24 protein-coding genes are annotated in these 25,328 nt (G+C 70.4%); 15 read left to right on the top strand and 9 right to left on the bottom strand.

The window, feature by feature from the left end; translation table 11 throughout:
* Positions 1-18 precede the first annotated feature (18 nt).
* A complete protein-coding gene (gene sinM, locus KRR26_RS19830) occupies positions 19-1,155 on the bottom strand; it encodes a signal integration modulator SinM (RefSeq protein WP_120209749.1) in 1,137 nt (378 codons plus the stop codon).
* Positions 1,152-2,666 (bottom strand): hybrid histidine protein kinase/response regulator SinK, encoded by a 1,515-nt coding sequence (gene sinK, locus KRR26_RS19825; protein ID WP_158611567.1) that lies wholly within the window; start codon positions 2,664-2,666, stop codon positions 1,152-1,154. Before sinK ends, sinM begins: the two co-directional genes overlap by 4 nt.
* A gap of 160 nt (positions 2,667-2,826) precedes the next feature.
* Between sinK and KRR26_RS19820 the strand changes: the two genes are divergently transcribed.
* Positions 2,827-3,213, top strand: coding sequence for a demethoxyubiquinone hydroxylase family protein (locus KRR26_RS19820; protein WP_120209748.1), 387 nt, complete (start codon positions 2,827-2,829; stop codon positions 3,211-3,213).
* Between the two features lie 2 nt (positions 3,214-3,215).
* On the opposite strand, the gene KRR26_RS19815 is transcribed toward KRR26_RS19820, so the two are convergent.
* On the bottom strand, positions 3,216-4,586 hold the full coding sequence (locus tag KRR26_RS19815) for a GGDEF domain-containing protein (protein WP_120209866.1): 1,371 nt from the start codon (positions 4,584-4,586) through the stop codon (positions 3,216-3,218).
* 53 nt (positions 4,587-4,639) lie between these two features.
* Between KRR26_RS19815 and KRR26_RS19810 the strand changes: the two genes are divergently transcribed.
* The 8 genes from KRR26_RS19810 (at position 4,640) to KRR26_RS19775 (ending at position 13,986) form a co-directional block, all read left to right on the top strand.
* Positions 4,640-5,455, top strand: coding sequence for a chemotaxis protein CheW (locus tag KRR26_RS19810; RefSeq protein ID WP_120209747.1), 816 nt, complete (start codon positions 4,640-4,642; stop codon positions 5,453-5,455).
* Positions 5,456-5,571: 116 nt separating this feature from the next.
* Positions 5,572-6,822 (top strand): response regulator, encoded by a 1,251-nt coding sequence (locus tag KRR26_RS19805; protein ID WP_217080549.1) that lies wholly within the window; start codon positions 5,572-5,574, stop codon positions 6,820-6,822.
* 56 nt (positions 6,823-6,878) lie between these two features.
* Complete coding sequence (locus KRR26_RS19800) at positions 6,879-10,469, top strand: valine--tRNA ligase (protein WP_217080548.1); 3,591 nt, start codon at positions 6,879-6,881, stop codon at positions 10,467-10,469.
* A gap of 8 nt (positions 10,470-10,477) precedes the next feature.
* Complete coding sequence (gene nadC / locus KRR26_RS19795) at positions 10,478-11,362, top strand: carboxylating nicotinate-nucleotide diphosphorylase (RefSeq protein WP_120203391.1); 885 nt, start codon at positions 10,478-10,480, stop codon at positions 11,360-11,362.
* Between the two features lie 223 nt (positions 11,363-11,585).
* The gene (locus KRR26_RS19790) at positions 11,586-11,987 is read left to right on the top strand and encodes an acyl-CoA thioesterase (protein ID WP_120203393.1); all 402 of its coding nucleotides are present in this window, start codon (positions 11,586-11,588) and stop codon (positions 11,985-11,987) included.
* A 59-nt stretch (positions 11,988-12,046) separates the two neighbouring features.
* A complete protein-coding gene (gene glpX, locus KRR26_RS19785) occupies positions 12,047-13,012 on the top strand; it encodes a class II fructose-bisphosphatase (protein ID WP_120203394.1) in 966 nt (321 codons plus the stop codon).
* 33 nt (positions 13,013-13,045) lie between these two features.
* Positions 13,046-13,471 (top strand): type II toxin-antitoxin system RatA family toxin, encoded by a 426-nt coding sequence (locus KRR26_RS19780; RefSeq protein ID WP_120203396.1) that lies wholly within the window; start codon positions 13,046-13,048, stop codon positions 13,469-13,471.
* Positions 13,472-13,806: 335 nt separating this feature from the next.
* Positions 13,807-13,986, top strand: coding sequence for a hypothetical protein (locus KRR26_RS19775; RefSeq protein WP_120203398.1), 180 nt, complete (start codon positions 13,807-13,809; stop codon positions 13,984-13,986).
* Between the two features lie 95 nt (positions 13,987-14,081).
* On the opposite strand, the gene KRR26_RS19770 is transcribed toward KRR26_RS19775, so the two are convergent.
* Positions 14,082-15,152 (bottom strand): ADP-ribosylglycohydrolase family protein, encoded by a 1,071-nt coding sequence (locus tag KRR26_RS19770; protein WP_120203399.1) that lies wholly within the window; start codon positions 15,150-15,152, stop codon positions 14,082-14,084.
* A 79-nt stretch (positions 15,153-15,231) separates the two neighbouring features.
* On the opposite strand from KRR26_RS19770, the gene eno reads away from it, so the two are divergent.
* From eno to KRR26_RS19750, 4 genes are all read left to right on the top strand, one after another.
* Positions 15,232-16,533 carry a phosphopyruvate hydratase gene (gene eno / locus KRR26_RS19765; RefSeq protein ID WP_120203401.1) on the top strand — a complete coding sequence of 434 codons (1,302 nt, stop codon included), beginning with the start codon at positions 15,232-15,234 and terminating at the stop codon, positions 16,531-16,533.
* A gap of 3 nt (positions 16,534-16,536) precedes the next feature.
* The gene (gene surE / locus KRR26_RS19760) at positions 16,537-17,325 is read left to right on the top strand and encodes a 5'/3'-nucleotidase SurE (RefSeq protein ID WP_120203403.1); all 789 of its coding nucleotides are present in this window, start codon (positions 16,537-16,539) and stop codon (positions 17,323-17,325) included.
* A 65-nt stretch (positions 17,326-17,390) separates the two neighbouring features.
* On the top strand, positions 17,391-18,281 hold the full coding sequence (locus KRR26_RS19755) for a peptidoglycan DD-metalloendopeptidase family protein (RefSeq protein WP_217080578.1): 891 nt from the start codon (positions 17,391-17,393) through the stop codon (positions 18,279-18,281).
* A gap of 147 nt (positions 18,282-18,428) precedes the next feature.
* Positions 18,429-19,343, top strand: a complete 915-nt coding sequence (locus tag KRR26_RS19750) for a class I SAM-dependent methyltransferase (protein ID WP_217080547.1) — start codon at positions 18,429-18,431, stop codon at positions 19,341-19,343.
* A gap of 9 nt (positions 19,344-19,352) precedes the next feature.
* Here KRR26_RS19750 and KRR26_RS19745 read toward each other — a convergent pair whose 3' ends face one another.
* The 3 genes from KRR26_RS19745 to KRR26_RS19735 form a co-directional block, all read right to left on the bottom strand.
* Entirely contained in the window at positions 19,353-19,733 is a 381-nt protein-coding gene (locus KRR26_RS19745; RefSeq protein WP_217080546.1) for a hypothetical protein, read from the bottom strand.
* Between the two features lie 118 nt (positions 19,734-19,851).
* Positions 19,852-20,127: a hypothetical protein gene (locus tag KRR26_RS19740; RefSeq protein ID WP_217080545.1), complete on the bottom strand. Its 276-nt coding sequence runs from the start codon at positions 20,125-20,127 to the stop codon at positions 19,852-19,854.
* Positions 20,124-21,173 (bottom strand): esterase/lipase family protein, encoded by a 1,050-nt coding sequence (locus KRR26_RS19735; protein WP_236068848.1) that lies wholly within the window; start codon positions 21,171-21,173, stop codon positions 20,124-20,126. Before KRR26_RS19735 ends, KRR26_RS19740 begins: the two co-directional genes overlap by 4 nt.
* 55 nt (positions 21,174-21,228) lie before the next feature.
* Between KRR26_RS19735 and KRR26_RS19730 the strand changes: the two genes are divergently transcribed.
* Positions 21,229-21,690, top strand: coding sequence for a YaiI/YqxD family protein (locus tag KRR26_RS19730; protein ID WP_120203409.1), 462 nt, complete (start codon positions 21,229-21,231; stop codon positions 21,688-21,690).
* A gap of 469 nt (positions 21,691-22,159) precedes the next feature.
* A complete protein-coding gene (locus KRR26_RS19725) occupies positions 22,160-22,876 on the top strand; it encodes a tetratricopeptide repeat protein (RefSeq protein ID WP_217080544.1) in 717 nt (238 codons plus the stop codon).
* A gap of 18 nt (positions 22,877-22,894) precedes the next feature.
* Here KRR26_RS19725 and KRR26_RS19720 read toward each other — a convergent pair whose 3' ends face one another.
* Complete coding sequence (locus KRR26_RS19720; RefSeq protein WP_217080543.1) at positions 22,895-24,139, bottom strand: DmpA family aminopeptidase; 1,245 nt, start codon at positions 24,137-24,139, stop codon at positions 22,895-22,897.
* A 10-nt stretch (positions 24,140-24,149) separates the two neighbouring features.
* Positions 24,150-25,250, bottom strand: a complete 1,101-nt coding sequence (locus KRR26_RS19715; RefSeq protein WP_120203415.1) for an acyltransferase family protein — start codon at positions 25,248-25,250, stop codon at positions 24,150-24,152.
* Positions 25,251-25,328 lie beyond the last annotated feature (78 nt).

Below are 25,328 nucleotides of genomic sequence, written 5' to 3'. Positions count from 1 at the left end.
GCTCGGGGCCGTGTCATGTCAGGGGACGCGTCCGACCGCGCCCCCCGTGCCCGCCTCTTGGGACGTGAAGTAGAGCCGCGAGCCGTCCACGAGCAGTCCCCCGGGGCCGGTGCCGGACGGGCCCACGGGCTCGGAGCCGCCGGGCGCGCAGGCGTGCACGCGGCGCAGGAAGTCCGGCGTGCCCGCGCTCGACTCCTTGAAGTAGAGCGACCCCTCCACCTCCACCGGGAACATGGGGCCCTGGAGGCCGGAGGCGAGCACCTCCGTCTTGCCGCCTGACAGCGCCCACCGCTTCAAGGTGCCCGAGCCGCCACCGCCCTCGGTGATGAGCAGGTGCGTGGGCGTGAGCCCCACGGGAGACACCTCCAGCGAGGTCCCCGCGACGATGTTGTCATCCACCCGCGTGGCGGCGGCGCTGCCGTCGAGCGGCACGCGGTAGAGCCCTTGCTCCGCGTTGGGGTTCGTCCCCGCGGCGACGAGGAACCACACGTCGGTGCCCACGAGTCGGGCCCCGCGGACCTGTGAGCCCGCGCCGCCGTCGAAGAGGACCTGCCGCGTCTGGCCGTCGCGATCTAACCGCACGAGCAGGCGGCTCGTGGTGGCCACCACGATGACCTCGCGCCCCTGGAGCGTGGTGAGCAGCAGGTCCGTGCCGCCCAACGTGGCGCCGATGGTCGTCCCCAGCCGCGCGTCGATGGGCAGGTCGCCCTTCTGGGCCGAGGCCTTGTGCACGCGCCACAGGCCCATCGCGTCCAGCACGTAGACGTACGTCGCGTCCACCGCGAGGGCGTCCGGGACGCTGAATCCCTGCGCGAACACGGTGGGCGCGCCGCCCGCCTTGGAGGCGCGCAGCACCACGCCGTCGCTCTTGGTCGGGTTCAGCGAGTGCGTCTCGGAGATGTACAGGTCCGTCGCGTCCTGCGCGAGCCGGCGCGGCGTGTTGAGGCCCTGTGCCACGGAGGTGGGCTGCACCAGTGAGGTCGCCACGCAGCCCGCGTCGGGATTGTCCGGGCCCCCATCGACCTTGGTGGACCCTCCGTCATCCGTCCCCGCGTCGCGGGGGACGCTCGCGTCCGGTCCCTCTCCCTCCGGCGGAGGCTTGCTGTTGGAGCAGGCACCACACAGAAGCAAGGCGGACAGGAGCGCGAACCTCATGGGACCTCCTTCTTGAAGGCTCGGCTCAACTCGCGACTCAGCGCCGAGGTGTCGGACAAGAGCTTCGGCAGGCACGCGGCCGCCCCGGCGCGCAGCGACTCCAGCGCCGTCTCCATGGTGAGGTGCTCGGCCAGCACGACGAAGGGCGCGCCCTGGCCCAGCGCGCGCGCCAGCTCCAGGGCCTTGCGGCCGTAGGCTGGCGCGAAGTCCCAGCTCACCACCACGCCCACGGGCGGCTCCAGCGGTGTCACGTCGGCGGTGGGCACCACGCGCGCTTCCAGGCCCACCAGCGCCAGCGCCTCGGTGAGCTGCCGCGCCATGGCCGGGTTGTCCTCCAGCACGTCCACCCGGCGCACCGTGCCCACTGGCACGCTCGGCGCGGCGGGCGGCGTCGTGAGGGCCGAGCGCAAGAGCGAGCGCACCTGCCGGATGTCATCGAAGGGCTTGAGCAGGTAATCCACCACGCCCAGCTCCAGCGCCTGCTGCGTCGTCACGAGCGACGGGTAGCCCGTCATCAGGATGACCCGCGAGCCCGAGTGCAGCCGCCGCGCTTGTTGCGCCAGCTCCAGGCCGGAGAGTCCCGGCAGGTTCTTGTCCGTGACGATGAGGTCCACCGGCGCCTGGCGCAGCAGGTCCAGGGCCTCCTCGCCGCTGGCCGCCTCGATGACCTCGCACTCCTTGCTCATCAGGTCGCGGAACACGAGCCGGATGATGGTCTCGTCATCCACCACGAGGAGCCGGCGGCGCGGCGCGGGCGGCGCGTCCACGGGCGGAAAGAGCACGCGGAACACCGTGGCGGGTGGGGGCACGTCGCGCAGCAGGCTCGGTGAGGCGAGGCCAATCTGCGCGCGGTGCTCCTGCGCGATGCGGCGGCACACGGCCAGGCCCAGGCCCGTGCCCCGTTTGTTGGCGGTGACGTACGGCTCGAAGATGCGCTCGCGCAGCTCTTCCGGGACGCCCGGGCCCCAGTCCGCCACGTACAGCACGGGGGAGGCGCCCTCGCGCGTGAGGACCACCTTCACCCGCCCGCGGCCCGCCATGGCGTCGCGGGCGTTGTTGAGCAGGTTGAGTGTCAACTGCTCCACCAAGCGCGCGTTTCCCTGGAGCGTGATGTCCTCGGGCGCCTCGACTTCGAGTGAGATGCGGGCCGAGTCCGGGTTGACGCTGAACACCTTCGCCGCCGCCCAGATGGGGGCCGCCAGAGACAGGAGCTGCTGGGGCGCGGGCCGCTCACTGGCGAGCCGCGTGAAGTCGGAGACGATCTGCTCCATGCGCTCGACCTGCGCGAGCAGGAGGCGCAGCGGTCCGCTCGGAGCCCCCTCCTCGGCGAGCAGCTGCGCGTACGCCTTGACGCCCAGCAGGGGCTGGCGCAACTCGTGGAGGACCTCCGCCGCCAGTTGGGTCGTCTGCGCGCCCGCGCGCTGGAGTGCCGTGGCCGCCGCTCTGGCCGCGGGCAGGTCTCCTGCCTCCACGGCCTGGAGCAGTTGAGCGAGCGAGGCGGGTGTCTCCATGGACCCGAGCATGACGGAGGCCGTGGCTCCCGCGCAACGCGAGCCGGTGGGAATCCGTTGACCCGTGCCCATGGCACGCGGATGCTTTCCGGGTTTGGACGCCGAGCGCCGCCTTCGGGCGCGGACGGCTCCGCATCGATGGCCCCGGGAGGCCCCCTTCATGCCGCAGACGAACCCCTTCCACTCGCTGACGCCTCGCAAGCTGACGGACTCGGAGCTGGCGCGCTCCATCCGACTCAACATCGAGGCGGAGCTGGACGCCATCAACCTCTACGCGGCGCATCTGGATGCCACGGACAACCCGGAGGCCAAGGCCATCCTCCAGCACGTGATGGATGAGGAGCGCGAGCACGCGGCGCTCTTCTGGCAGCTCATCGCGCGGTTGGACCCGGCCCAGGCGCAGCATGACCGCGAGGCCTCGGCCAAGTATCAGCTCATCACCAGGGGCGCGTCCCACGAGGCCGTGGAAGCCGTGGGGGAGGGTGGGGCCCCCGCCGAGGAGTCCAACTTCCCCAAGCGCTTCACCGTGGGCAACCTGCGCCCGTAGGCTCAGCCGGTGGCGCCCTGGCGACGCTCGGCGGGCGTCGCCTCCAGGTCTTGCGCCGCGATGTAGACGACGTTTCGCGAGCCGCGCTTGCCCCGGTACATCGCGCGATCCGACAGGTCCAGCAGCATGGCCTTGTCTCGCGCGTGCTCGGGGAAGCTGGCCACGCCGATGCACGTGGTGAGCTTCAGCGACAGGCCCTCGCGCGCGAGGAACTGGTGGGTCTCCATGGTGCGCCGGATGCGCTCGGCGACCTTCAGCGCGCCTCCGGAGTCCGTGCCACGCAGGAGCACGACGTACTCATCCCCACCGTAGCGCGCCACCACGTCGTGGTCGCGCACGCAGCCCTTCACCACCCGCGCCGCCTCCACCAACAGCTTGGAGCCCACGAGGTGGCCGTGCGTGTCGTTGATGCTCTTGAAGCGGTCCAGGTCGAGGAACAGCAGGCTGAAGGGCCGCTGCATCTGGAGCGAGTCATGCGCCTCGCGATCCAACACCAGGTGCAGGTAGCGGGTGTTGAAGAGGCGGGTGAGGTCGTCGACGTAGGCCAGGTCCTCCACCGCGGCGAAGCGACCCAGGTTGCGCAGGGCCAGGGCCCAGTTGCGCGTGAGGTAGCAGGCGGACTCGGCGAGGCTGTCGGGCGGCTCGCGGTGGAAGAAGAGCACCGCGTGGCCCATCACGACGTCTGCTTCCAGGGCAGGGAAGGTGAACACGCGCGAGGCGGGCACCTCCAGTCCCGTCACCTCGCCCGGCGCGCGCGAGCCACTGAGCCGCTCCGCCAGCGCGGTGGCGAGCGCCTCCTGCGCGTCCGATGAGAGGCCGCGCGCGCCGTGGATCCGAAAGCCGCTCGGGCTGTCGCGCTCCAGCAGCAGCACCGCTGAGGCCTCGGTCATCGTCTCCAGCGCGCCGAGGGTCACCTGGGCCAGCCGCTCGCGATCCAGCGTGGTGGCGATGCGCTGCCCTGCCTCCAGGAGCGCCACGTGTCGGCGAAGCGAGGCGTTCTCGCGCATCAGCTCGCGCGTGGTGAGCGCGCGGTGCACGGCGTGCTGGAGTGCCTCCGGCGCCACGGGCTTGACCAGGTACTCCACCGCGCCGTTCTGGATGGCGCGCACGGCGGGGTCCACCTTGTCCAGGCCGGTGATGACGACCACCTCGACGCCCGGGTAGCGCTCGCGCACGTGGCGGAGCACCTCCATGCCGTCTCCGCCGAGGAGGATGAGGTCGGTCACCACCGCGTCGTAGCGCTCGGCGGCGAGAGCGGCTTTGGCCTCGGCCACGGAGGCCACGGCGGTGACGGTGTGCTGCGCGGCCGTGAGGTAGTCGCCGTACAGCGTCCGGGCGATCTTTTCGTCGTCGACGAGGAGGATGCGCGCCATGGCGAGCTGCGGGCTTACCACCAAGCCGCGCAACGCTGCTAGGGTCCGGGGTCGTGTTGCCCTTTGAAAGCGGTCGCCGACTCTGCCTCCTCGTGGAGGCGGGTGAGACCCGCTACGCGGTGGAAGCCACGTCCGTCATGGAGGTCGCGATTCCCGGGGGCCCGGGCGCGAACCTGCGCGGCGTGCTGGAGGTCAAGGACCTGTCGGCTCTGCTGGGGGGCGCGCTCGAGGAGTCGCCCGGCATGGTCGTGGTGCTGGACGTCAGCCCCACGCTCGCGGTGCGCGTGCGCTCGGTCGTCGAGGTCGCCGATGTCGCGCGCGATCCCTTCTTCCTCTTGCCCCCGGGGTTGGCGGACTCCCTTGCACCGCTGAGCCGTGGCGCGGTGATGCACAAGGAGCGGCTGTACCTGGAGCTCATCTGCGAGGCGTTGCCCCACCGCGTGGGGCCTCGCGCCGCGCCCGCGCCGCCGCGCCCCGTGCACTGGGCCGAGGCCCCGCCTGACCGCTCGCTGGTGCTCGAGTCGCAGGGCCAGCTTTTTGGCGTCCCGCTGAACGTGGTGTCCCAGGTGGTGCCGCGCGGGGACTCGTTCAGCGTGCTGCCCGTGCAAAGTGGCCCCGTGGCGGGTATCTACCCCCATGCCCAGGTGCTCTGGCCCATCTGCTCGATTCCCGCTTTGCTGGGAGCGCCTGCGTTGCCGGAGGCCTTCTTCGTGCTGACGGAACTCGCCGGGAGGAGCGTCGGACTGACGGCCTCCCGGGTCCACGGCGTGATGCAGCGCTTCACTCCCGCCGAGGCTCATGGGAGTTTCACCGCGCCCGGGTTGTCCGCGCCGGTGATGTTCCTGGACCTGCAGCACATGTTTTCTTGATCGGCTTGGAGCGCGAATTCTAAGCTGCTCCGATTGACACCGGGCCGCCAGGCAGGCGGACTGGGTCTGAAATCTCAACGAATTCAGGGGGTAAGCCACCCCCGAGGCCCGAACCGATGCCCAAGAATCTGCTGGTCGCCGACGACTCGCTCACCATCCGGAAGGTGATCGGGATGATCTTCGCGACCGAGGACTTCCAGGTGACCGCGGTGGACAATGGGCTGGACGCCATCTCGCGCACCCGCGAGCTGCGGCCGGACGTGGTGCTCGCCGACGTGATGATGCCGGGCAAGAGCGGTTACGAAGTCTGCGAGGCGCTCAAGAACGATCCCTCCACGCAGGGCATCCCGGTCGTGCTGCTGGCGGGCACCTTCGAGGCCTTCGATGAGGGCCGCGCCCGCGCCGCCAAGGCCGATGACCACATCACCAAGCCCTTCGAGAGCCAGGTGCTGCTCGACAAGGTGAAGGCGCTGGTCGGCCAGAAGTCCAACACCATCCCCGCTTCTGCCGCCACGCGCGTGATTCCTCCGTCTGCCACGCCCGTCGCCGCTCCGCCGGCCGCGGCCCCTGCCGCCGCGCCCGTGGCCGCGCCTCGTCCGGGTGTTCCGCAGGCGCCGGGTGCGCGTCCTCCGGGCCCTGGGATGCCGCCGGGCGCGATGCCTCCGGGCGCGCGTCCTCCGGGCCCTGGGATGCCGCCGGGCGCGATGCCTCCGGGCGCGCGTCCTCCGGGGCCTGGAATGCCGCCGGGCGCGATGCCGCCGGGCGCGCGTCCTCCGGGCCCTGGAATGCCGCCGGGCGCGATGCCGCCGGGTGCGCGTCCTCCGGGGCCTGGAATGCCGCCGGGCGCGGGTGCCCGTCCCGCTGGGCCGGGAGTTCCGCCGCCTCCGGGTGGCGCGGGCCTGCCGCCGCGTCCGGGTGCTCCGGGGGCTCCTCCGCCGGGCATGGCCGCGCGTCCCGGGGCTCCTGCTCCGAACATCCCGGGGGGCTTCCCGCGTCCGCCAGGGGGCTCGCCGCTGCCGCCCGCCGCGCCGCCTCCCGCGGCCCGTGCTCGGGATCCGTTCGGGCTGGGCTCGCCGGCGGGGCAGCCCGCGGCGGCGCGTCCGGCTCCGGTCGAGAGCATCAGCATCGAGGACTCCCTGCCTGAGCCGAGTGGCGCGGAGGAGATCTCGCTCGACGTGGGCACCCCGGCGCCCGCCGCGACCGCTCGGGCGGCCGATGGCGGAGAGGCCCTGCTGCGCGAGGCGCTGTCCAAGGCCTCCCGCGACGTCATCGAGAAGATTGCCTGGGAGGTCGTTCCCCAGCTGGCGGAGACCATCATCCGTCAGGAGCTGGAGCGCCTCATCAAGGACCGCGAAACGCAGCACTGACGTTCCCCAGTACCCACTGATTCCCCGCCGGCCCCATTGAGGGCCGGCCGCTCGCGATGACCGATACCACCGAACTGTCCAAGGCCTACGAACCCAGTGAGGTTGAAGCCCGCTGGTACAACGTCTGGCTGGAGCGCGATTACTTCCGCGCCGAGGCCACCTCCACCAAGCCTCCGTTCTGCATCGTCCTGCCGCCGCCCAACGTCACGGGCAGCCTTCACATCGGCCACGCGCTCACGGCGACCATCCAGGACATCCTCACCCGCTGGAAGCGGATGAGCGGCTTCAATGCCCTGTGGCTGCCGGGAACGGACCACGCCGGCATCGCCACGCAGATGGTGGTGGAGAAGGAGCTCAAGAAGTCCGAGGGCAAGAGCCGCCACGACCTGGGCCGCGAGGAGTTCCTCAAGCGCGTCTGGACGTGGAAGGGCAAGTACGGCGCCCGCATCGGCGAGCAGCACCGCTACCTGGGCGCCTCGCTGGACTGGAGCCGCGAGCGCTTCACCATGGACGAGCAGTCCTCGGCCGCGGTGCGCGAGGTCTTCGTCCGGCTGTACGAAGAGGGCCTGATGTATCGGGCCCAGAAGCTCATCAACTGGTGCCCCTCGTGCCGCACGGCGCTCAGCGACCTGGAGGTCGAGCACGAGGAGAAGGCCGGCACGCTCTGGCACATCCGCTATCCGGTGAAGGGCAGCGACCGCTCGCTCACGGTGGCCACCACGCGCCCGGAGACGCTCGTGGGCGACACCGCGGTGGCCGTCCACCCGGATGATCCGCGCTACCAGGGGCTGGTCGGTCAGCACGTGCTGCTGCCGCTCACCGACCGCGAGATCCCCATCATCGCGGACGCGGAACTCGTGAACATGGAGTTCGGCACGGGCGTGGTGAAGGTGACGCCCGCGCACGACTTCAACGACTACCAGACGGGCCTGCGGCACAAGCTGCCCATGCTCACCATCCTGGATGACGCGGCGCGGATGTCGAAGGACACCGGCAAGTACGCGGGGATGGATCGCTTCGCGGCGCGCAAGGCGGTGCTGGAGGATCTCCAACTCCTCGGCCTGTTGGAGAAGGAAGAGCCGCACAAGCTCAACGTGGGGACGTGTCAGCGCTGCGCCACGGTGGTGGAGCCGCGTCTGTCTCCGCAGTGGTTCGTGCGCATCGAGCCCCTGGCGAAGCCGGCCATCGAGGCGGTGGAGCAGGGCCGCACCAAGTTCGTCCCCGAGGCGTGGACGAACACGTTCTTCCACTGGATGCGCAACATCCACGACTGGTGCGTGAGCCGCCAGCTCTGGTGGGGCCACCAGATTCCCGCGTACTACTGCGTGGCGTGCAGCCCACGGCAGGGCGATGACACAGACCTCCCGCTCGATGCGCCCACGGTGAAGGTGGGCGGCGTGGACTTCGCTCGCGCGGAGCCCATCGTTGCGCGCTCGCAGCCGACGGCGTGCCCCAAGTGCGGCGGCGCGCAGTTCGTGCAGGACCCGGACGTGCTGGACACGTGGTTCTCCTCGGGCCTGTGGCCATTCTCCACGCTGGGCTGGCCGCGCGAGACGCCCGAGCTGAAGACGTTCTACCCGACGTCCGTGATGGAGACGGGCCACGACATCATCTTCTTCTGGGTCGCCCGGATGATGATGATGGGCCTGCACTTCATGAAGGAAGTGCCCTTCCGCACCGTGTACCTGCACGCGATGGTGCGCGACGAGAAGGGCGAGAAGATGTCCAAGACGAAGGGGAACGTCATCGATCCCCTGGACGTCATCCTCGGCGCGAAGGCGGATGCGCTCGCGCCCACGCTGCGCAACAAGTTCCCGCAGGGCATGCCGGCGTTCGGCGCGGACGCGCTGCGCTTCACGCTCGCGTCGCTCACCCAGCAGGGCCGCGACATCAAGCTGTCGATGGACCGCCTGGGTGGCTACAAGGCGTTCTGCAACAAGCTGTGGAACGCGAGCCGCTTCGCCCTGATGAACATGGGCGACTTCCAGCTCGATGACCGGCCGTTGTCCAGCCGCTCGCTGACGCTGGCGGACCGGTGGATCCTCTCGCGGCTCCAGCGCGCCACGGAAGAGGTGCGCGCCTCGCTGGAGGTGTTCGGCTTCGCCGAGGCGGCCTCCACGCTGTACCAGTTCCTGTGGGCGGAGTTCTGCGACTGGTACATCGAGCTGGCGAAGGGCTCGCTGTACGGCGAGGACGCGGCGGCGAAGGACACGACGCGCGCGGTGCTGGTGTACTGCCTGGATCGCATCCTGCGCCTGATGCACCCGTTCATGCCGTTCATCACCGAGGAGATCTGGCAGAAGCTGCCAATGACTCGGCCGGTGGCGAGCATCTGCATCGCGGCGTACCCGGAGCCGGACGCGGCGCTGGTGGACCCGTCCGCCGAGGCGGAGATGGCGCCGGTGGTGGCGGCCATCGAGGGCCTGCGCACCATCCGTGGCGAGAGCAACCTGTCGCCCGCGGCCAAGGTGAAGGCCGTGGTGCAGAGCCCGGATGCCCGCACGCGCGAGCTGCTCGAGCGCTGGCGCGGCTACCTGATGCCGCTGGCCGGGCTGTCCGAGGTTCAGGTGAGCCCGCCGGGCACCAAGCCCGCGCAGGCCGCCGCGTTCGTGAGTGGCAACCTGGAGATCTACGTGCCCCTGGCCGGGCTCGTGGACCTGGATGCCGAGCGCGAGCGCATCAAGAAGGAGATTGCCCGCGCCGAGCAGGAAGTCGCCGGCGTGCTGCGCAAGCTGGAGAACCCCAACTTCGTGGCCAAGGCTCCGCCCGACGTGGTGGAGAAGGACAAGGCCCGAGTGGAGGAACTCCAGGCGCGCAAGGCCAAGCTGCAGGACCACCTCCAGCGCATCGCCCCGGAGCCCACCATGTCGGAGACACCCGCGTCTGCAATGGGCAGCACCGAGCCCATCACCGATAGTGCCCAGGTGAAGGTTTCCCCCGAGGCCAAGCCGGCGGCGGGAGGGGTGGACCTGGGACAGGAATTAAAGGGCGAATTAGAGGCAGCCAGTACCCGCGAGCCCACGGCCGCGGCGGCAGATCCTCAGGTCCAGGAGGCGCTCCACAAGCTGCGCGAGGGCACGAAGGAAGGGCTCTCCGCGGCGGACCACCATGACCTGGGCGTGGCCTACATGAGCATGGGCCTCGTCGACGACGCCATGCGCGAGTTCGACCGGGCCAAGGAGAGCGGCGACGCGCGCGAGGCGCCCGCCCCGAAGAAGGCCGCTCCCGCGAAGAAGAAGGTCTCGGCCGAGCCGAAGCCGGCCGTGGCGGAAGCTCCGGCCGTGGCCGAGCCGAAGCGTGCCGCGCCCGCGAAGAAGGCGGCCAAGGCGCCCGCGAAGAAGGCCGCGGCGAGGAAGGCTGGCAAGCCGCCCGCGAAGAAGGCCGCGGCGAAGAAGGCGGCCAAGGCACCCGCGAAGAAGGTCGCGGCGAAGAAGAGTTCGGCCAAGGCCCCCGCGAAGAAGTCGGCGGCGAAGAAGGCGGCCAAGGCGCCCGCGAAGAAGTCGGCGGCGAAGAAGGCGCCCGCGAAGAAGTCGGCGGCCAAGAAGGCCCCGGCCAAGAAGATGTCGAAGGCCCCGGCCAAGAAGGCCGTGGCGAAGAAGGTCAACCGCGGCAAGTCACCGGCCCGGACCGGCAAGGCTCGTAGGTAGGAGGAGACGTGCAGCAGGATTACCTCGATCGACTCATCGACCTCTCGCTCGACGAAGACCTGGGGGCCGCGGGAGACGTCACGTCCCTGGCCCTGGTCCCCGCCGACGCGGAGGGCAGTGGCGAGTTGCTCGCCAAGGAGCAGCTGGTGCTCGCGGGGCTGGAGGCCTTCACCCGCGTCTTCCACAAGGTCGATCCCCGGGTGGAGGTGGAGGTGCTGCGGCGGGACGGCGAGGAGATCAAGCCGAAGGTGGTCGCCGCGCGCGTCCACGGTCGGCTTCGCTCCCTGCTCGCCGCCGAGCGCACGGCGCTCAACCTGGTGCAGCGCGCCGCGGGCATCGCGACGCTGGCGCAGCAGGCGATGACCTCCGTGCGCGGCTCGAAGCTCCTCGTGCTCGACACGCGCAAGACGCCGCCGGGCATGCGCGGGCTCGCGAAGGAGGCCGTGCGGCTGGGTGGCGCCACCAACCACCGCTTCGGGCTCTTCGACGGCATCCTCATCAAGGACAACCACATCGCGGCGGTGGGCGGCTCCGTGACGGAGGCGGTCCGTCGCGCGAAGGCCCATGGTCCCCGGCTGGTGAAGATCGAGATCGAAGTCACCACGCTCAAGCAGCTCGCCGAGGCGATCGAGGCGGGCGCCGACGTGGTGATGCTCGACAACATGGACGACGCACAGATTCGCGAGGCGGTGAAGCTCGCGGGTGGGCGTGTCCCGCTCGAGGTCTCCGGAGGTGTCACGTTGGATCGCCTGCCTCGGCTGGCGAAGATGGGCGTGGACTTCGTGTCCATGGGCGCGCTGACGCACTCGGCGCGTGCGATGGACCTGTCGCTGGAGATCTCCGGCGCGAAGAAGGCCGTGCGCAAGCCTCGCGCCGCGGCATCTCAGGGGTAGGGCGCTCCAGCGCCTGCACTCCCTGCTCGAACCGCAGGACGACGCGCCGTCATCCAAGCGATGGCGGCGCGTTTTTCGTGGTGCCTCCCCGCGGGGGACTCCGCTCTGGCGCGTGGGCCTTGCTGTCGAGAGGCGCGGCCTTGGAGGGGGATGGTCAGAAGCCACCATCAAACGGCCGGCGTCCTTGGACACGGCGGGGCTCCCTGATATGGGCGCCCCACACATGGTCGAGGCACGGCTGCGCGTCATCTATGGCGACACGGACCAGATGGGTGTCGTGTACTACGCGAACTACTTTCGCTACTTCGAGTTCGCTCGGAGCGAGTTCTTCCGCGCGCACGGCGGCAGCTACCGCGAGTTCGAGCGCTCGGGGTTGATGCTGCCCGTGGTGGAGGCGAGCGCCCAGTACAAGGCCTCCGCCCGCTATGACGATCTGCTCGTCATCCGCACGACGCTGAGCGAGTTGCGGCGCGCGTCCCTCGTGTTCACCTACGAGCTGCTGCGCGACGGCGAGTCGCCGGAGCTGCTGTGCCTGGGCCGCACGAAGCATGCCTGTGTGGGGCGCGACGGCCGGCCCACCCGCATGCCCGAAGCCATCAACCGGTTGCTGCCGCCCGACGCCTGACCCCGCGACTTCCGAACCCGACGTCCCACCGGATTCTCTGAAACACGAGGAGCACCACAATGGATCGCAACCTGGCAATGGAGGCCGTGCGCGTCACCGAGATGGCGGCCATCGCTTCGGCTCGCCTCATGGGCCGCGGCAACAAGAACGAGTCGGACCAGGTCGCGGTGGACGCCATGCGCCGCGCCTTCGACGCGCTGCAGATCGACGGCACGGTCGTCATCGGAGAGGGCGAGCGCGATGAGGCGCCCATGCTCTACATCGGCGAGCGGGTGGGCAAGCGCGGCGAGGGCGCGCCCGCGGTGGACATCGCGCTGGATCCGCTGGAGGGCACCAACCTGTGCGCCTACGGCCGGCCGGGCTCCATCTCCGTGGTGGCCATGGCCAGCCAGGGTGGCCTGCTCAACGCCCCTGACACGTACATGGAGAAGCTCGTGGTCGGTCCGCGCGCCCGAGGCGCGATTGACCTCACCAAGAGCCCCACGGACAACCTCCGCGCCATCGCGGAGCGGATGAAGGTCTACGTCGAGGACCTCACCGTGATGGTGCTGGAGCGCGAGCGCCACGCGGACCTCATCAAGGAGATCCGCGCCGCGGGCGCGCGCATCCGGCTCATCGAGGACGGTGACGTGGCCGGCGCCATCGCCACGTGCTTCGAGGGCACGGGCGTGGATGTGCTGATGGGCATTGGCGGCGCGCCGGAAGGCGTCATCGCCGCGGCGGCCATCCGCGCCACGGGCGGTGACATGCAGGGCCGGCTCGTGCCGCGCAACGCGGGGGAGATCGAGCGCGCGAAGAAGATGGGCATCACCGACATCCACCGTATCTACACGGCGGAGGAGCTGGCCAGGGGCGAGGTGATGTTCGCCGCCACGGGCGTCACCACCGGTGACTTCCTCAAGGGCGTGCGCTTCTTCGGCGGCGGCTGCGAGACGCACTCGGTCGTCATGCGCAGCAAGACGAGCACCGTTCGCTTCATCCAGTCCCTGCACAAGTTCGACAAGAAGCCGGGCTACGCTCTGTAATCCGTCCCACACCCTCGCATCCCGGAGTCATCCATGGCTGGCGCCACGCGGACCATCACCATCAATGCCCCCGTCGAGAAGGTCTTCGACGTCGTCATGAACTTCGATCGCTACCCGGACTTCCTGCCGGAGGTGAAGAAGGTCAGCACGTCCAAGCGCCAGGGCAACACGGTGGAGGTGCACTACGAGGTCGAGGTGATGAAGCGGATCCGCTACACCATCCGCGTCACCGAGGAGCGCCCCCGCCGCATGTCCTGGACCTTCGTCGAGGGCGAGGTCATGAAGGACAACCGGGGCAGCTGGGTGCTCGAGCCGGAGGGCGAGGGCAAGACGCGCGCGACGTACAACGTGGAGATGGCCCTGGGCGCGTTCGTGCCCAAGTCCATCGTCAACGCGCTCGTGGATACCTCGCTGCCCAAGATGCTGGACGCCTTCAAGCGCCGCGCGGAAGCGCCCTGAGTCGTTCCCACCCCGGTGTCCGGCGAGCGTGCAGGCGGGCCCCCTCCTCGTGAAGGGGCCTGCCTGAATCGCTGGGCTTTGCCCGCGGGTTGGGCTGCTTGCGGGCCGCGACGGCGCTATTAGAATCCGCAGAAGGTTGCGCGGCCCCTGACATTCTCGCCACGGTCTCCCTGGCTGGGATGTCGGTTGGCGGACGGGCAACCATGCAGGATGGCTCCGGCGTGCCTAGAGAGGAACCAGGGTTCTTAATTTGCATCTGACGCATCTGGAACTGGTATTGGGGCGGGACGGCGGGCGTACATCGGGGTACGTAGGCTGAGGGAGAGACCGAACCCATGCTCGACGCCTTCATCATCGAAGAGATCAAGCGCCGCGAGCGGTTGCGCCGTGAGGAATACGAGCGACCCGTGGCGGAACTGCCGCTGCCGATGCCCGAGGACCGGCCGCATCGGAAGACGGATACCGAGAACGAGAAGCCCTCGCGCGGCGTGGTCGTCATCGACCTCTGCGTCTGAAGCGAGTCGCCGTGGCCCCAGGGCCTCGGTGTGTTCCAACGCCCGCGCTGAGTGTCCCCCGGGACGCTCGCGCGGGCGTCGCGCATTGGGCGGGCCTAGAGCGCCAGCGTCACCAGGTGGCGCGGGTGGTACACGTCCCACAGGGGCCCTCGGGACTGCGCCAGGACTTCCAGCACCATCCGCCGCCAGTCCTGCGGAATGGCCTCGTCGCCATGGAAGGCCCCCAGGAGGGCGCCCGCCACGGCGGCATGCACCTCGGTGTCGCCGCCTCGGTGGATGACGTCCAGGAGCGCGCCCTCCCATGAGGGCACGTGCAGCAGCTCCCAGAAAGCGAGCCGGAAGGCGGCGCGCACCGCGTGGTGGGCTGGGCGGTGCAGGTGAACCTCGGGGCCGTAGAGCTGGGGATCGTCCCGGCGCGCCAGCTCCAGATCCTGCCGCAATGCGGCGGCCGCGGCGGCGATGTCCTGGATGGCATCCGGCTCAGCGCGGCCCAGGGCGGCGCCTGCCAGCGAGAGGCCGGACTCCGCCGCGGGGATGAGGTCCTCGGCTTGGAGGTCGGCGCCGCCCGTCATCGCGTGGGCGATGGTTGCGTTGAGGGCGGCGCACGCCAGCTGGCTGAGCGGGGCGAAGTGGGTGAGGGCGGAGTCCTCGAGCGAGGCCTGGGTGCGCGCCTGGGGATTCCGGGCGAGGTAGACGCCGAGCGGCACGGTGCGCGCCAGCGCGCCCGCGTCGGTGGACTTGCGGAAGTGGCGCACCCACACGCGCCGGCCCGCGCCGGAGACCAAGGGCGGGGCGCACTCCTGGCACTCGTCCAGGACTTCCTTCATGGCCTCGCTGACGGCGATGGCGTGGGGCTGCCACGCCCGATAGCGGCGCAGCGCGTCCAGGGCGTCATAGCGCTTGAGCTCGCGCAGGCTCAGGCCCAGGCAGACGGCCAACTGGGTGGGCTCCGTCACCTGGCCCTTGCGCAAGGCGTGAGGGCCGCCGCCCACGAGCGTTTGATAGGTGCCGTCGGTGAGCTGGGGGAAGGCCGGAGCGTAGAGCGCGCGCCCCGCGGTGGGGACGGCCAGGGCGTTGCCGACGGCCAGGCCCATGAGGGCGCCTCGGCCCCGGCGCCCGGGGAGTGGATCAGGCCCTGCGCGGGCGCGGCGACTGGGAGGAGGCATTCGGCGGGTGGACAGTGTAGCAGCCCCTCGCGTGAGCGTGCTTGCCCGCTCCGGTATGTCCTTCTAGAACCGGAGGCCTATGACTGAGATCGCTCAAATCCTGGCGCGTGAAGTGCTCGACTCCCGTGGCAACCCCACCGTGGAGGCGGAGGTTCAGCTGGTGGGAGGGGCTCGGGGCCGCGCGGCGGTGCCGTCAGGGGCCTCCACGGGCGAGCACGAGGCCATTGAGCTTCGCGACGGCGACAAGGGGCGTTACCTGGGCAAGGGCGTGCGCAAGGCCGTCGCCAACGTGATGGAGACGCTGGCCCCGGCCCTCATCGGCGAGGACGCGGCGGATCAGGTGGCGGTGGATCAGCGCATGCTGGAGCTGGATGGCACGCCCACCAAGTCCAAGCTGGGCGCCAACGCCATCCTCGCGGTGTCCATGGCGTGCGCGCGCGCGGCGGCCGAGGCGCATGGGCTGCCCCTGTACCGCTACGTGGGCGGCCTGCAGGCCCGCACGCTGCCGGTGCCCCTGATGAACATCCTCAACGGCGGCGCGCACGCGGACACGCGCGTGGACGTGCAGGAGTTCATGGTGGTGCCCGCCGGCGCGAAGAGCTTCGCCGAGGGCCTGCGCTGGGGCGCCGAGGTGTTCCACGCGCTCAAGAAGATCCTCAAGGCGCGCAAGCTGGCCACGGGCGTGGGCGACGAGGGAGGCTATGCCCCGGACCTCCCGGCCAACGAGGAGGCGCTCAAGCTCATCATGGAGGCCATCGACGCGGCGGGCTTCAAGGCCGGCGAGCAGGTGTTCCTCGCGCTGGACGTGGCCGCCAGTGAGTTCTTCGACAAGGCGTCCAAGAAGTACAAGCTCAAGGGCGAGGGCAAGGAGTACGACGCCCAGGGCCTGCTGGAGTACTACCGCGGCCTCGCCGAGCGCTACCCCATCGTCTCCATCGAGGACGGCATGGCGGAGGACGACTGGGACGGCTGGAAGAAGCTCACGGACGCGCTGGGCCATCAGGTGCAGCTCGTGGGCGATGACCTCTTCGTCACCAACGTGGAGCGCCTGGAGCGTGGCATCGCGGGCGGCGTGGCCAACTCCATCCTGGTGAAGGTGAACCAGATTGGCTCGCTGACCGAGACGTTCGACGCCGTGCGCATGGCGCACCGGGCGGGCTACACGTCCATCATGAGCCACCGCTCGGGCGAGACCGAGGACACCACCATCGCGGACCTGGCCGTGGCGCTCGACTGCGGGCAGATCAAGACGGGCTCGGCGTCGCGCTCGGATCGCGTGGCCAAGTACAACCAGCTCTTGCGCATCGAGCAGGAGCTGGGCGCCGGTGCGCGCTACGCGGGCATGGGCGCGATGCGCTCCCTGGCCAAGAAGAAGAAGTGAGCCGTGAGCGCTCCTCTTCCTCGCATCCTCGTCTCCAACGACGACGGCTACTTCTCTGAGGGACTCCATGCGCTCGTCGAGGCCGTGAGCCCCTTGGGGGAAGTGTGGGTCGTGGCGCCTGACCGCGAGCAGAGCGCCGCGTCCCACGCCATCAGCCTGCACCGGCCGCTGCGCATCAAGCAGGTGCGCGAGCGGTGGTTCGCCGTGGACGGCACCCCGACGGACTGCTCGTATCTGGCGCTGGTGCACCTGCTGAAGGATGCTCGTCCTCAGCTCATGGTCTCCGGCATCAACCACGGCTCGAACCTGGCGGACGACGTCACTTATTCAGGGACGGTGGCCGCGGCGATGGAGGCGGCCCAGCTCGGGGTGCCGTCCATCGCGTTCAGCCTCGTGTCCCGGGGGCCGTTCGACTTCGGGCCCGCGGCGCGCTTCGCCCGGTCGCTGGCGCAGTCCGCGCTGTCTCGCCCGCTGCCGCCTCGGATGCTCCTCAACGTGAACATCCCCGGCGGCGTGGAGCCGGACGGCTACATCGTCACGCGGTTGGGCCGTCACTCCTACGGATATGACGTCGTGGAGAAAGAGGACCCGCGCGGCCGGAAGTACTACTGGATTGGCGGCACGGACTACCAACACGAGGACATCCAGGGCAGCGACTGCAATGCCGTGCACCTGGACAAGCGCGTGTCGGTGACGCCGCTGCACCTGGACCTGACCGACCACGGGCGCATTGCAGGCCTCACGAGTTGGACGCTGGACGGCTTCCAGCGGCACGACCCGGACGGTGCCTGAGTTTGCCGGGGCGGGGCACCAGTCGCACGGAGCACGTGCTCCGGGTCCTCCTCGTGGCCGCGCTCATGGGCGGCTGCGCGGGGACCCGGGCCTCCAGTGGACTGGGGGACGGTGTCCTCCCCGAGGCGACTGAGGCGTCGGGGAAGGGGATGCGGGCGACCGGGGCGCCGCTGCCCTTCGCCTTGCGTCCCGCGCACGTGGAGCCCGAGTTGGTGGCCATGCGCCACACCGTGGCGCCCGGCGAGACGATGTACCGCATCGCCAAGACGTACGGCCTCACGGTGGAGGAGCTGTCCAAGGCCAATGGCATCTCGGACGCGCGCGCGATTTCGGTGGGGCAGGAGCTGACCATCCCCGGCACCGAGTCTGGCCCGGTGGAGATGGAGTCCTCGGGCCACGTGGACTCGGATGAGGAGCCCGAGCTGGTGCTGTCCTCGCCCGGTACCGCGCCGGTGTCCTCTCCGCGTCGTGCGCGTCCTCCAGTCGCGCGGCGAGAGGATCCCCCGCCCGCGCGTGGGCGCGTGCTGTCGGGGCGGCCCGGTTCGGCGTCCGCGCGTCCGCGCGTGGCGACCCAAGGGTTGCTCGACTGGCCGCTGAAGGGCGTGCTGTATGGCCGCTTCGGCAAGAAGGGCAAGGAGCCGCATGACGGCGTGGACCTGGCGGCGCCCGCGGGTACACCCGTGAAGACCGCGCAGGAAGGCACGGTGCTCTACGCGGGTGAGCAGAAGGGCTACGGGCTCATCGCCATCGTCGAGCACTCGGCACAGCTCATCACCCTGTACGCCCACAACCGCGACCTGCGCGTGCGCACGGGGCAGAAGGTGCGTCGAGGCCAGGTCATCGCCACGGTGGGCGAGTCTGGCAAGACGTCCGGGCCGCACCTCCACTTCGAGGTCCGCGTGGACGGCAAGCCCGTGGAGCCGCTCGACTACCTGGGGCCGATGCCGCCGTCGTGAGCGCCTCGTCCGGGGCGGGCTTGACAGGATGGGGTCGAGTGGTGTAAGGTGTCGAAATTATTGATGTTTTGTTGATCTGCTCGAAGTCCGGGTGCTACTCGAAGGTGCCTGCGCGAGGCCTGTCTCGCGCTCCCGAGGAGCCGACCCATGAGCGAATCCACGCCGAGCGTCACGGCGCTCATCAGCGCATTCACCCGCGCGCACCACGCCCGGAACGACACGCCCCGCATCTTTGATGACTCCCTGGCGGCGCAGCTGTTCGCGCCCGAGGAGTGGGGGACCCTCAGCCAGCACCTGGGCTCGGCGGTCGCGTTCTTCGCGCCGGAGGAGTGGGTGCCCGGGATGGATCCGTCCGTCGCGCTGGCTCGCTCGATGCGGGCGCTCGGTGCCTCCATTACCCTGTCTCGGGCGCGCTACACCGAGTCGCTCCTGTTGGCCTCGCTGCCCCAGGGCATCTCGCAGTACGTCATCCTGGGCGCGGGGCTGGACACGTTCGCGTTCCGGTGCCCCGAGTCCGCCAGCCACGTGATGGTGTTCTCGGTGGATCACCCCGTCACGCAGGCGGACATGCGGCGGCGCGTGGCGCGGGCCGGATGGACTGTGCCCTCGCTGCTTCGCTTCGTCCCCATCGACTTCTCGCGCGACGCGCTCGAGGACGTGCTGCGCGAGGCGGGCTTCGACTCGCGCGTGCCGTCGTTCTTCAGTTGGTTGGGCGTGACCTACTATCTGTCGCGCGACAGCGTGCTGCGGACCCTGCGGTCCATCGCCACCGTGGCGGCGCGGGGCAGCACGGTGGTGTTCGATCATCTGGACACGGACGCCTTCGTGCCGGAGCGGGCCTCGGCGCGGGCGCAGCGCCTGCTGGCGGCGGTGCGCCAGGCGGGCGAGCCGATGCGGACGGGACTGGATGCCGCGGAGTTGCCTGCGCTGCTGCGCGCGGTGGGGCTGACGGCGCGCGAGCAGCTCACGCCCGCCGATATCCAGGAGCGCTACTTCGCGGGGCGGACCGACGGCTACCGCGCGTTCGATCACTGTCACTTCGCGGCGGCCGTCGTCGCGTGAGCGTGGGGCTCACGCCTGGGTGAGTTCAGGCAGCGGGCCGAAGAAGCCCGCCACCCGGCGCAGCTTGCCCTCGGACGTGAGCTCGCCCACGTCCATGCCGGTGAGCATCGCGGTGCCCTGGGGTGTCATCAGCTCCCACGCGAAGCGGATCTGCCCGTTGTGCGAGTCGATGCCGCTGGAGCGCCGGAACGTGTGGCCCGGGAACTTCGAGTGCAGCGCGCTGATGTGCTCGCTGATGCCGATGTGTCCGCTCGACGCGAGGGGCGGATCGATGAGCCGGCCCTCCTTGTCCCAGACCTGGGCGATCAGCACCGCGCGTCGCTCGAGGTTCAGCTCGTTCCAGGCGGTGAAGTAGAGGTCGATGATCTGCGTCAGCTCGTGGGTGGTCATGGGGAGGGTCCTCGGGTGACAAGGTTCACGCTTCGGCGCGCGGTCTTTTCCGTCGCGCCGATGGGGGTCTTGTACGCAGGAGGCCGAACCGCCGCGATGACGCGCGAGGTAATGGCGTTCAGGGCTCGCACGCCGAGGGCGCTTCCATCACGTCGAGCACCTGATCGATCGCCTTGCCCACCTGCCGCGTGACGAGCCGAACCATCCCGTACGAGCCGGAGAGGGCCAGGTCATGAAGGCCGTGGGCCACGCGCGCGGGCCGCTCGAGGCCGGGCACCTGCTCCAGCAATTGGAACGGGGTCGCCGCGCTGGTGCGGTGCACTTTCTCGATGGCCGTCGCGCCGTGGTCCACGGCGTCCTGCACCAGGTCCTTCAATCCTCGCCAGCGCTTCATGGGGCCTCCGGAGCGAACCACTCCCGAATCAGGACATACACCTGTTCGTGGTGGGCGATGGCCACGTGGTCGATCGCGCTCACCACCTTCACGTTCTCCTGAGGAAAGACGGGGCTGCGATCCTCGGGCTTCGCGCGGCCCGTCGCGCTCGACACGGGGACGATGCCGTCGCCGAAGAGCAGGGAGACCCAGTTGCGCTCGTCACTCGACAGCGCTCCGGCGATGAGGTGATGGGCGATGGTGGGCAGCAGCGGAACGGGGTGCCGGCGATTCTGGAGCGGCACGTTGGGGTCGGCTCCTTGCCAGTCCTCGCTCAGCAGGTTCGCGTAGCCCATGTCCTTCACGCCGTTGCTGCGCAGGTCCGCCACGTCCGCCACCAGCCGCGTGTACGCATTGGGGATGGTGCGCAGCACCCAGGACACGACGCTGCCCACGCGCTCCAGCGGGCTGCCCAGGTGGGGCACGCCGAGATAGAGCGCGCGTTGCGCGTACGAGAGCCACGTCAGCGTGTCCCGCGCGGCGACGTGACAGGCGCTGCGCACCACGAGCCCGCCCATGCTGTACCCCACCAGCACCAACTCCTCGATGGGAACCGGGAACTCGGTGACGAGCGTCTCCAGCAGGCGCGCGAGCGCGGCCCCGTTCTCGGAGACGTGGAGCCCGGTGTTGTAGCGGAGATAGAGCGGGGTGAGGCCCGCGTCGCGCTCCAGCATCGCGCCGTACGTGCGGGTCGCGTCGCCCGGAAAGGCCCAGATGGACTCGGTGACCGCGAGGCCGTGGACCCACAGCGCCAGCCGCCCCGTCGCGCGCGGATAGGCGCGCTGGAGCGCTTCGCGGGTGAGCGCCACGGGCGTGCCCTCGTGGTGCAGCGCCATGGAGATGGCGAGGCCATTGTCGTTCGCGTGGAGATAGTCCCCGACCACGCCGTTGAGGACGCCGAGGGCGAGGTCCACCTTGCCGCCGCCCACCCGGGGCGCATCCGCGGGGGCCTCGGTGTCGAGGGCTGGCTCGGCGGGCGGGTCCGGCGGTGTCTCGGGATTGTGCATGGGGCTGTCTCCTCGGGCTCCCAGTCTTGGGGAACCCTGCGACAATGACAGGCTCATGCGAATCTGGGTGGATGCAGATGCCTGTCCGGGCCCCGTGCGGGAGATCCTCGTGCGGGCGGCTCAGCGCCTGCGGGTGCCTGCCGTGTTCGTGGCCAACCGCCCGCTCGGCCTGCCGCGCTCCGAGTGGGTGTCGAGCGTGCAGGTGGGCGCCGGGCTCGACGTGGCCGATCGCCACATCGCCGCCACGGCCGAGGCGGGGGACCTGGCCGTCACTCAGGACATCCCGCTCGCCGCGCTCCTCGTCCCTCGGGGCGTGGTGGTGCTGGACCCGCGGGGCGAGCTCTTCACCGAGGAGAACGTCCAGGAGCGCCTCTCGGTGCGCAACTTCATGCAGGAGCTGCGCGAGAGCGGGGTGATGACCGGCGGCCCCAGCGGCTTCTCCGCGAAGGACCGCCAGGAGTTCGCCGCGGCGTTGGATCGCGAGCTGACTCGGCTGCTCAGGTCGTCCGGTCGCTGACATCCTCCGACACACGCACCGCGTCATCCCTCCCGAACGTCACGGGCATGCGTTCAGCTCGGACGCTCGCGCGTTCCTGGCGGACGCGGTGCCGCCGTGCGCCACGTGCCGGGTTGTGACCTTTCGAGCAACAGCACTGTTGGCTCTGTGACATCCGGCGCCACGGCGCCACCGCCCGGGCGTCCGAGTCCCTCGGGACTCCTGGAGGCCCCGTCCTTGCAGTGGCCCCTGTCCATCGACTCCCGACGCCGCGCATCCGTGGCGGTGCCGGGGGCACAGACATCGCTCGATAACGCCGGGGGGGCCGGAGCAGGTCGGGGGGCCTGGACCGGGCGCCGTGCGCCGGGGTGGGGCCCGCGCCGCCTCCAACGGCGGGGCCCGCCCCGGTCGACGCGGCCGTATCGACGGTGGCTGTGTGCAGCCGGGGCTGGTAACGAGTCGCCTCGCATCCACCTGGGAGCGCGAGTCGATGGAGCACAACGGGCGCAAGGCCTGGCCACGAGAGCTGTCCGAGCCGCTGCGGGAGGTGGATCGCCTCCGGCGCAGTGGGCGCTATGCCCAGGCCCTTGGACGGATCCGCGCGCTCGCCGAGGCCCATCCGGACCAAGTGCGCGTCCTCATCGAGCTGGCGCTGACGCTCGGGGTCTGGGGCCGGGCTCCCGCCGAGGCGCTCGTGGGGTTCGAGCGCGTGCTGGAGCTGGCGCCAGGGCACCTCGCGACGCGCTTTCACCATGCGCTGATGCTCGCGCGGCTCGGGCGCCACGCCGAAGCGGTCGCGGGCTTCGACACCGCGGAGTCCGGCGGGTTCCGCAAACCGCTCGTGCTCTACATGAAGCGCGCCGAGTCCCTGGAAGCGCTCGACCGGCTCACCGAGGCCGAGCGAGATTGGACGCTCGCGCTGGCGGAGGACCCAGGCAACGCCTGGCTGCTTCAGCGTCGGGCTGGCGCGCGGGCGCGGCTGGGGCAGGTGGAGGCGGCCATTCGAGACCTCAGCGCGGCGCTGTCCTCGCAGACCGGCGATGAAGTGGACGCGGAGCTGCTCCAGGCGCGGGCCGTTCTGCGCGCTCGCTCGGGGGATGCGGCCGGTGCTCGCGCGGACTTCGAGGCGGGCATCGCGGCCCTGCGAAAGGGAGATCCTCCCGGACTGCTGGACGCGTTGCGGGCGGGGCTGCGCGGGACGTTGTGAGCCGTCCTCGCGCTGGACTCAGCGAGTCGCCGCAGCGGGCGCGTCCTTCACGCGTCCATGCTTCTTCATCACGCCGACGAAGCGGTCCACGGGCAGGCCATACACACGCGTGCCCTGCGCGCTCGTCATGGTGTCCGAGGCGAGCATCGCGTTGAGGATGGACTCCTCGGTGGCCTGCACCGTGGCCTCGAACAGCGGGTTGATCCGCTCGTGGTCGAGCATGCTGACGGTCGCGACGGGCGCGCCCGCGGGAGGGATCGCGGCCTGCGTCGAGAACGCGAGGAAGATGTCTCCCGAGTAGTTCTCACCGAGCCCGCCCATCTTGCCAATGGCCAGCGGGACCCGGCGCGCGAGCCGCTCCAACTGATGTGGGAGCAGCGGCGCGTTCGTGGCCACCACCACGATGATGGAGCCCTGGCCCTCGGGCAGGGGGGCCGCGGTGCTGGCGCGCTGCGAGCACGGGCGCAGCTTCGCGGTGAAGGGGCCCTTGGGCGCGGTGTCTCCGGTGTAGCAGGGGAGCAGGTCGGCCAGCTCCTCGCCAACGGGAACGCCCGCCACGGACAGCAGGCGTCGGCTGCCGTAGTTGCACTGCACCAGCACGCCCACGGTGTATCCGCCCGCGTCCTCCGCGAGCTGGCGCGAGGCCGTGCCGATGCCGCCCTTGAACCCATGGCAGATCATCCCCGTGCCGCCGCCCACCGAGCCCTCCGCCACGGGACCCGGGCGAGCCGCGTCCATGGCCTGGAGCGCGTGCTCGCGCTTCACGGGGAAGCTGTCGATGTCATTGAGGAAGCCGTCCCAGGTCTCTGCGACGACCGGAAGCCCCAGGTCCCACGCGAGGTCGCGCTGCTGCGCCCACGCAATCACGCCGTCGCGCACCGCGCCGATGCCGTTCGTGTTGGTGAGCATCACCGGGCCCGACAGCAGCCCGGACTCCTTGATCCACAGCGTGCCGGTCATCTCGCCGCTGCCGTTGAGCGAGTGCGTCGCCGCGAAGACGGGGCGCGCCACCGCGTCCCTGCCGAGCGGGAAGATGGCGGTGACGCCCGAGCGCACCTTGCCGGCCTTGAGCGTGACGTGCCCCACCTCCACGCCGGGCACGTCCGTGATGGCGTCCAGGGGCCCTGCCTGTCCCCCGAAGGGGATGCCCAGGTCCCTCGCCCGGGGGCGCGATGCGCCTTGTGCCTCGCTCGCCCGGGGCAGGAGGACGACGAGCCCCAGGAGGGCGAGGAGGAGCGCGGGGCGACCAGCGGACGGGGACATGGGACCTCGATCAGGAGGTGGGGGTTCCGAGGGACGGCATGCGCGCGCGGCCGATGGCGCGCTCGAAGGACTCTCGCATGCGGAGCATGGGGCGCTCGACCCCACGGTGCAGGAGCCACGCGGTCGCGAGGATGGCGGGCGCGCACGCGAGGACCGTCACGACGTCGTAGGCCCCGAGTCCATGGGGCGCGAGCGCGTCATGCACGGCGTGAATCACCATCTTGTGCGTGAGGTAGACGGTGAAGGCGAGCGTCGCGAAGAGCGGGAGTCCCGGCACGCGGCCGAGGACGCGGGACGCCGCCGGACTGGCCATCGCCACCAGCACGCAGGCATACCCCAGCGAGTACAGCGGGAAGCTGAACACGGTGGACACCCATGACACGCGCACCTCTCCCACCCAGGCCGCCAGCGCGAGGAGCGCGAGTCCCAGCGCGCCAGGTATCCACGGTGTGCCGGTGACGCGGGCCCACCAGGCGGGGCGGTACACGCGCGCGAGCGCGAGCAGCACGCCGCACGTGAGGCCATCCAGGCGCGCATAGGTCGGGTAGTAGAGCAGCGTGTCGTAGTCGCGCCACGCGGGAGACGACTCATCCAGGTTCGCGAAGAAGTGCTGCCACAGGGCGCTGCGCACCCCGGCGCCGAGCACCATCAGCAGCACCGCGCCCACCACGACGGAGCTTGCCCGAGCGCGCCGCAGCATCAGCACGAGCAGCGGGAGGGCCAGATAGAAGTGCTCCTCCACGCACAGCGACCACGCGTGGGAGAACGCGTTGAAGTGCAGGCCGAAGTTCTGGGTGAACGTCAGGAAGCGCCACGCGGGCGTCTCCAGGGCTCGCTCGCGCAGCGAAGGCAGGAACAAGTAGACGGCCAGCACCACCCAGAAGCTGGGCAGGATGCGGAAGGCGCGGCGCAGGTAGAAGCGGCTCAGGGACGGCGTCTCGCTGCGTGCCACGGGCTCGAGGAGCTGGCCGCCAATGAGGAAGCCGCTGAGCACGAAGAACAGCTCGACGCCGGTCCACCCCACCCTGGAGAGCGTGAGGAACGCCTCGGGGGCCCCGACCTTCGGGTAGTGCCACGTGATGACGAGCAGAATCGCGAGGCCTCGAAGCAAATCGAGCCCCGGGAGATGACGGGAGGCAGCGCTGGGAGTGGTCACGGAAGTTCGGGCAGAAGGAGGCGCCCGATTCTA

This window comes from Citreicoccus inhibens, assembly GCF_019039035.1.
GTDB lineage: Bacteria > Myxococcota > Myxococcia > Myxococcales > Myxococcaceae > Citreicoccus > Citreicoccus inhibens.
Note: the sequence above shows the minus strand (reverse complement) of the source record. Positions and strands in the feature narration are given on the sequence as shown.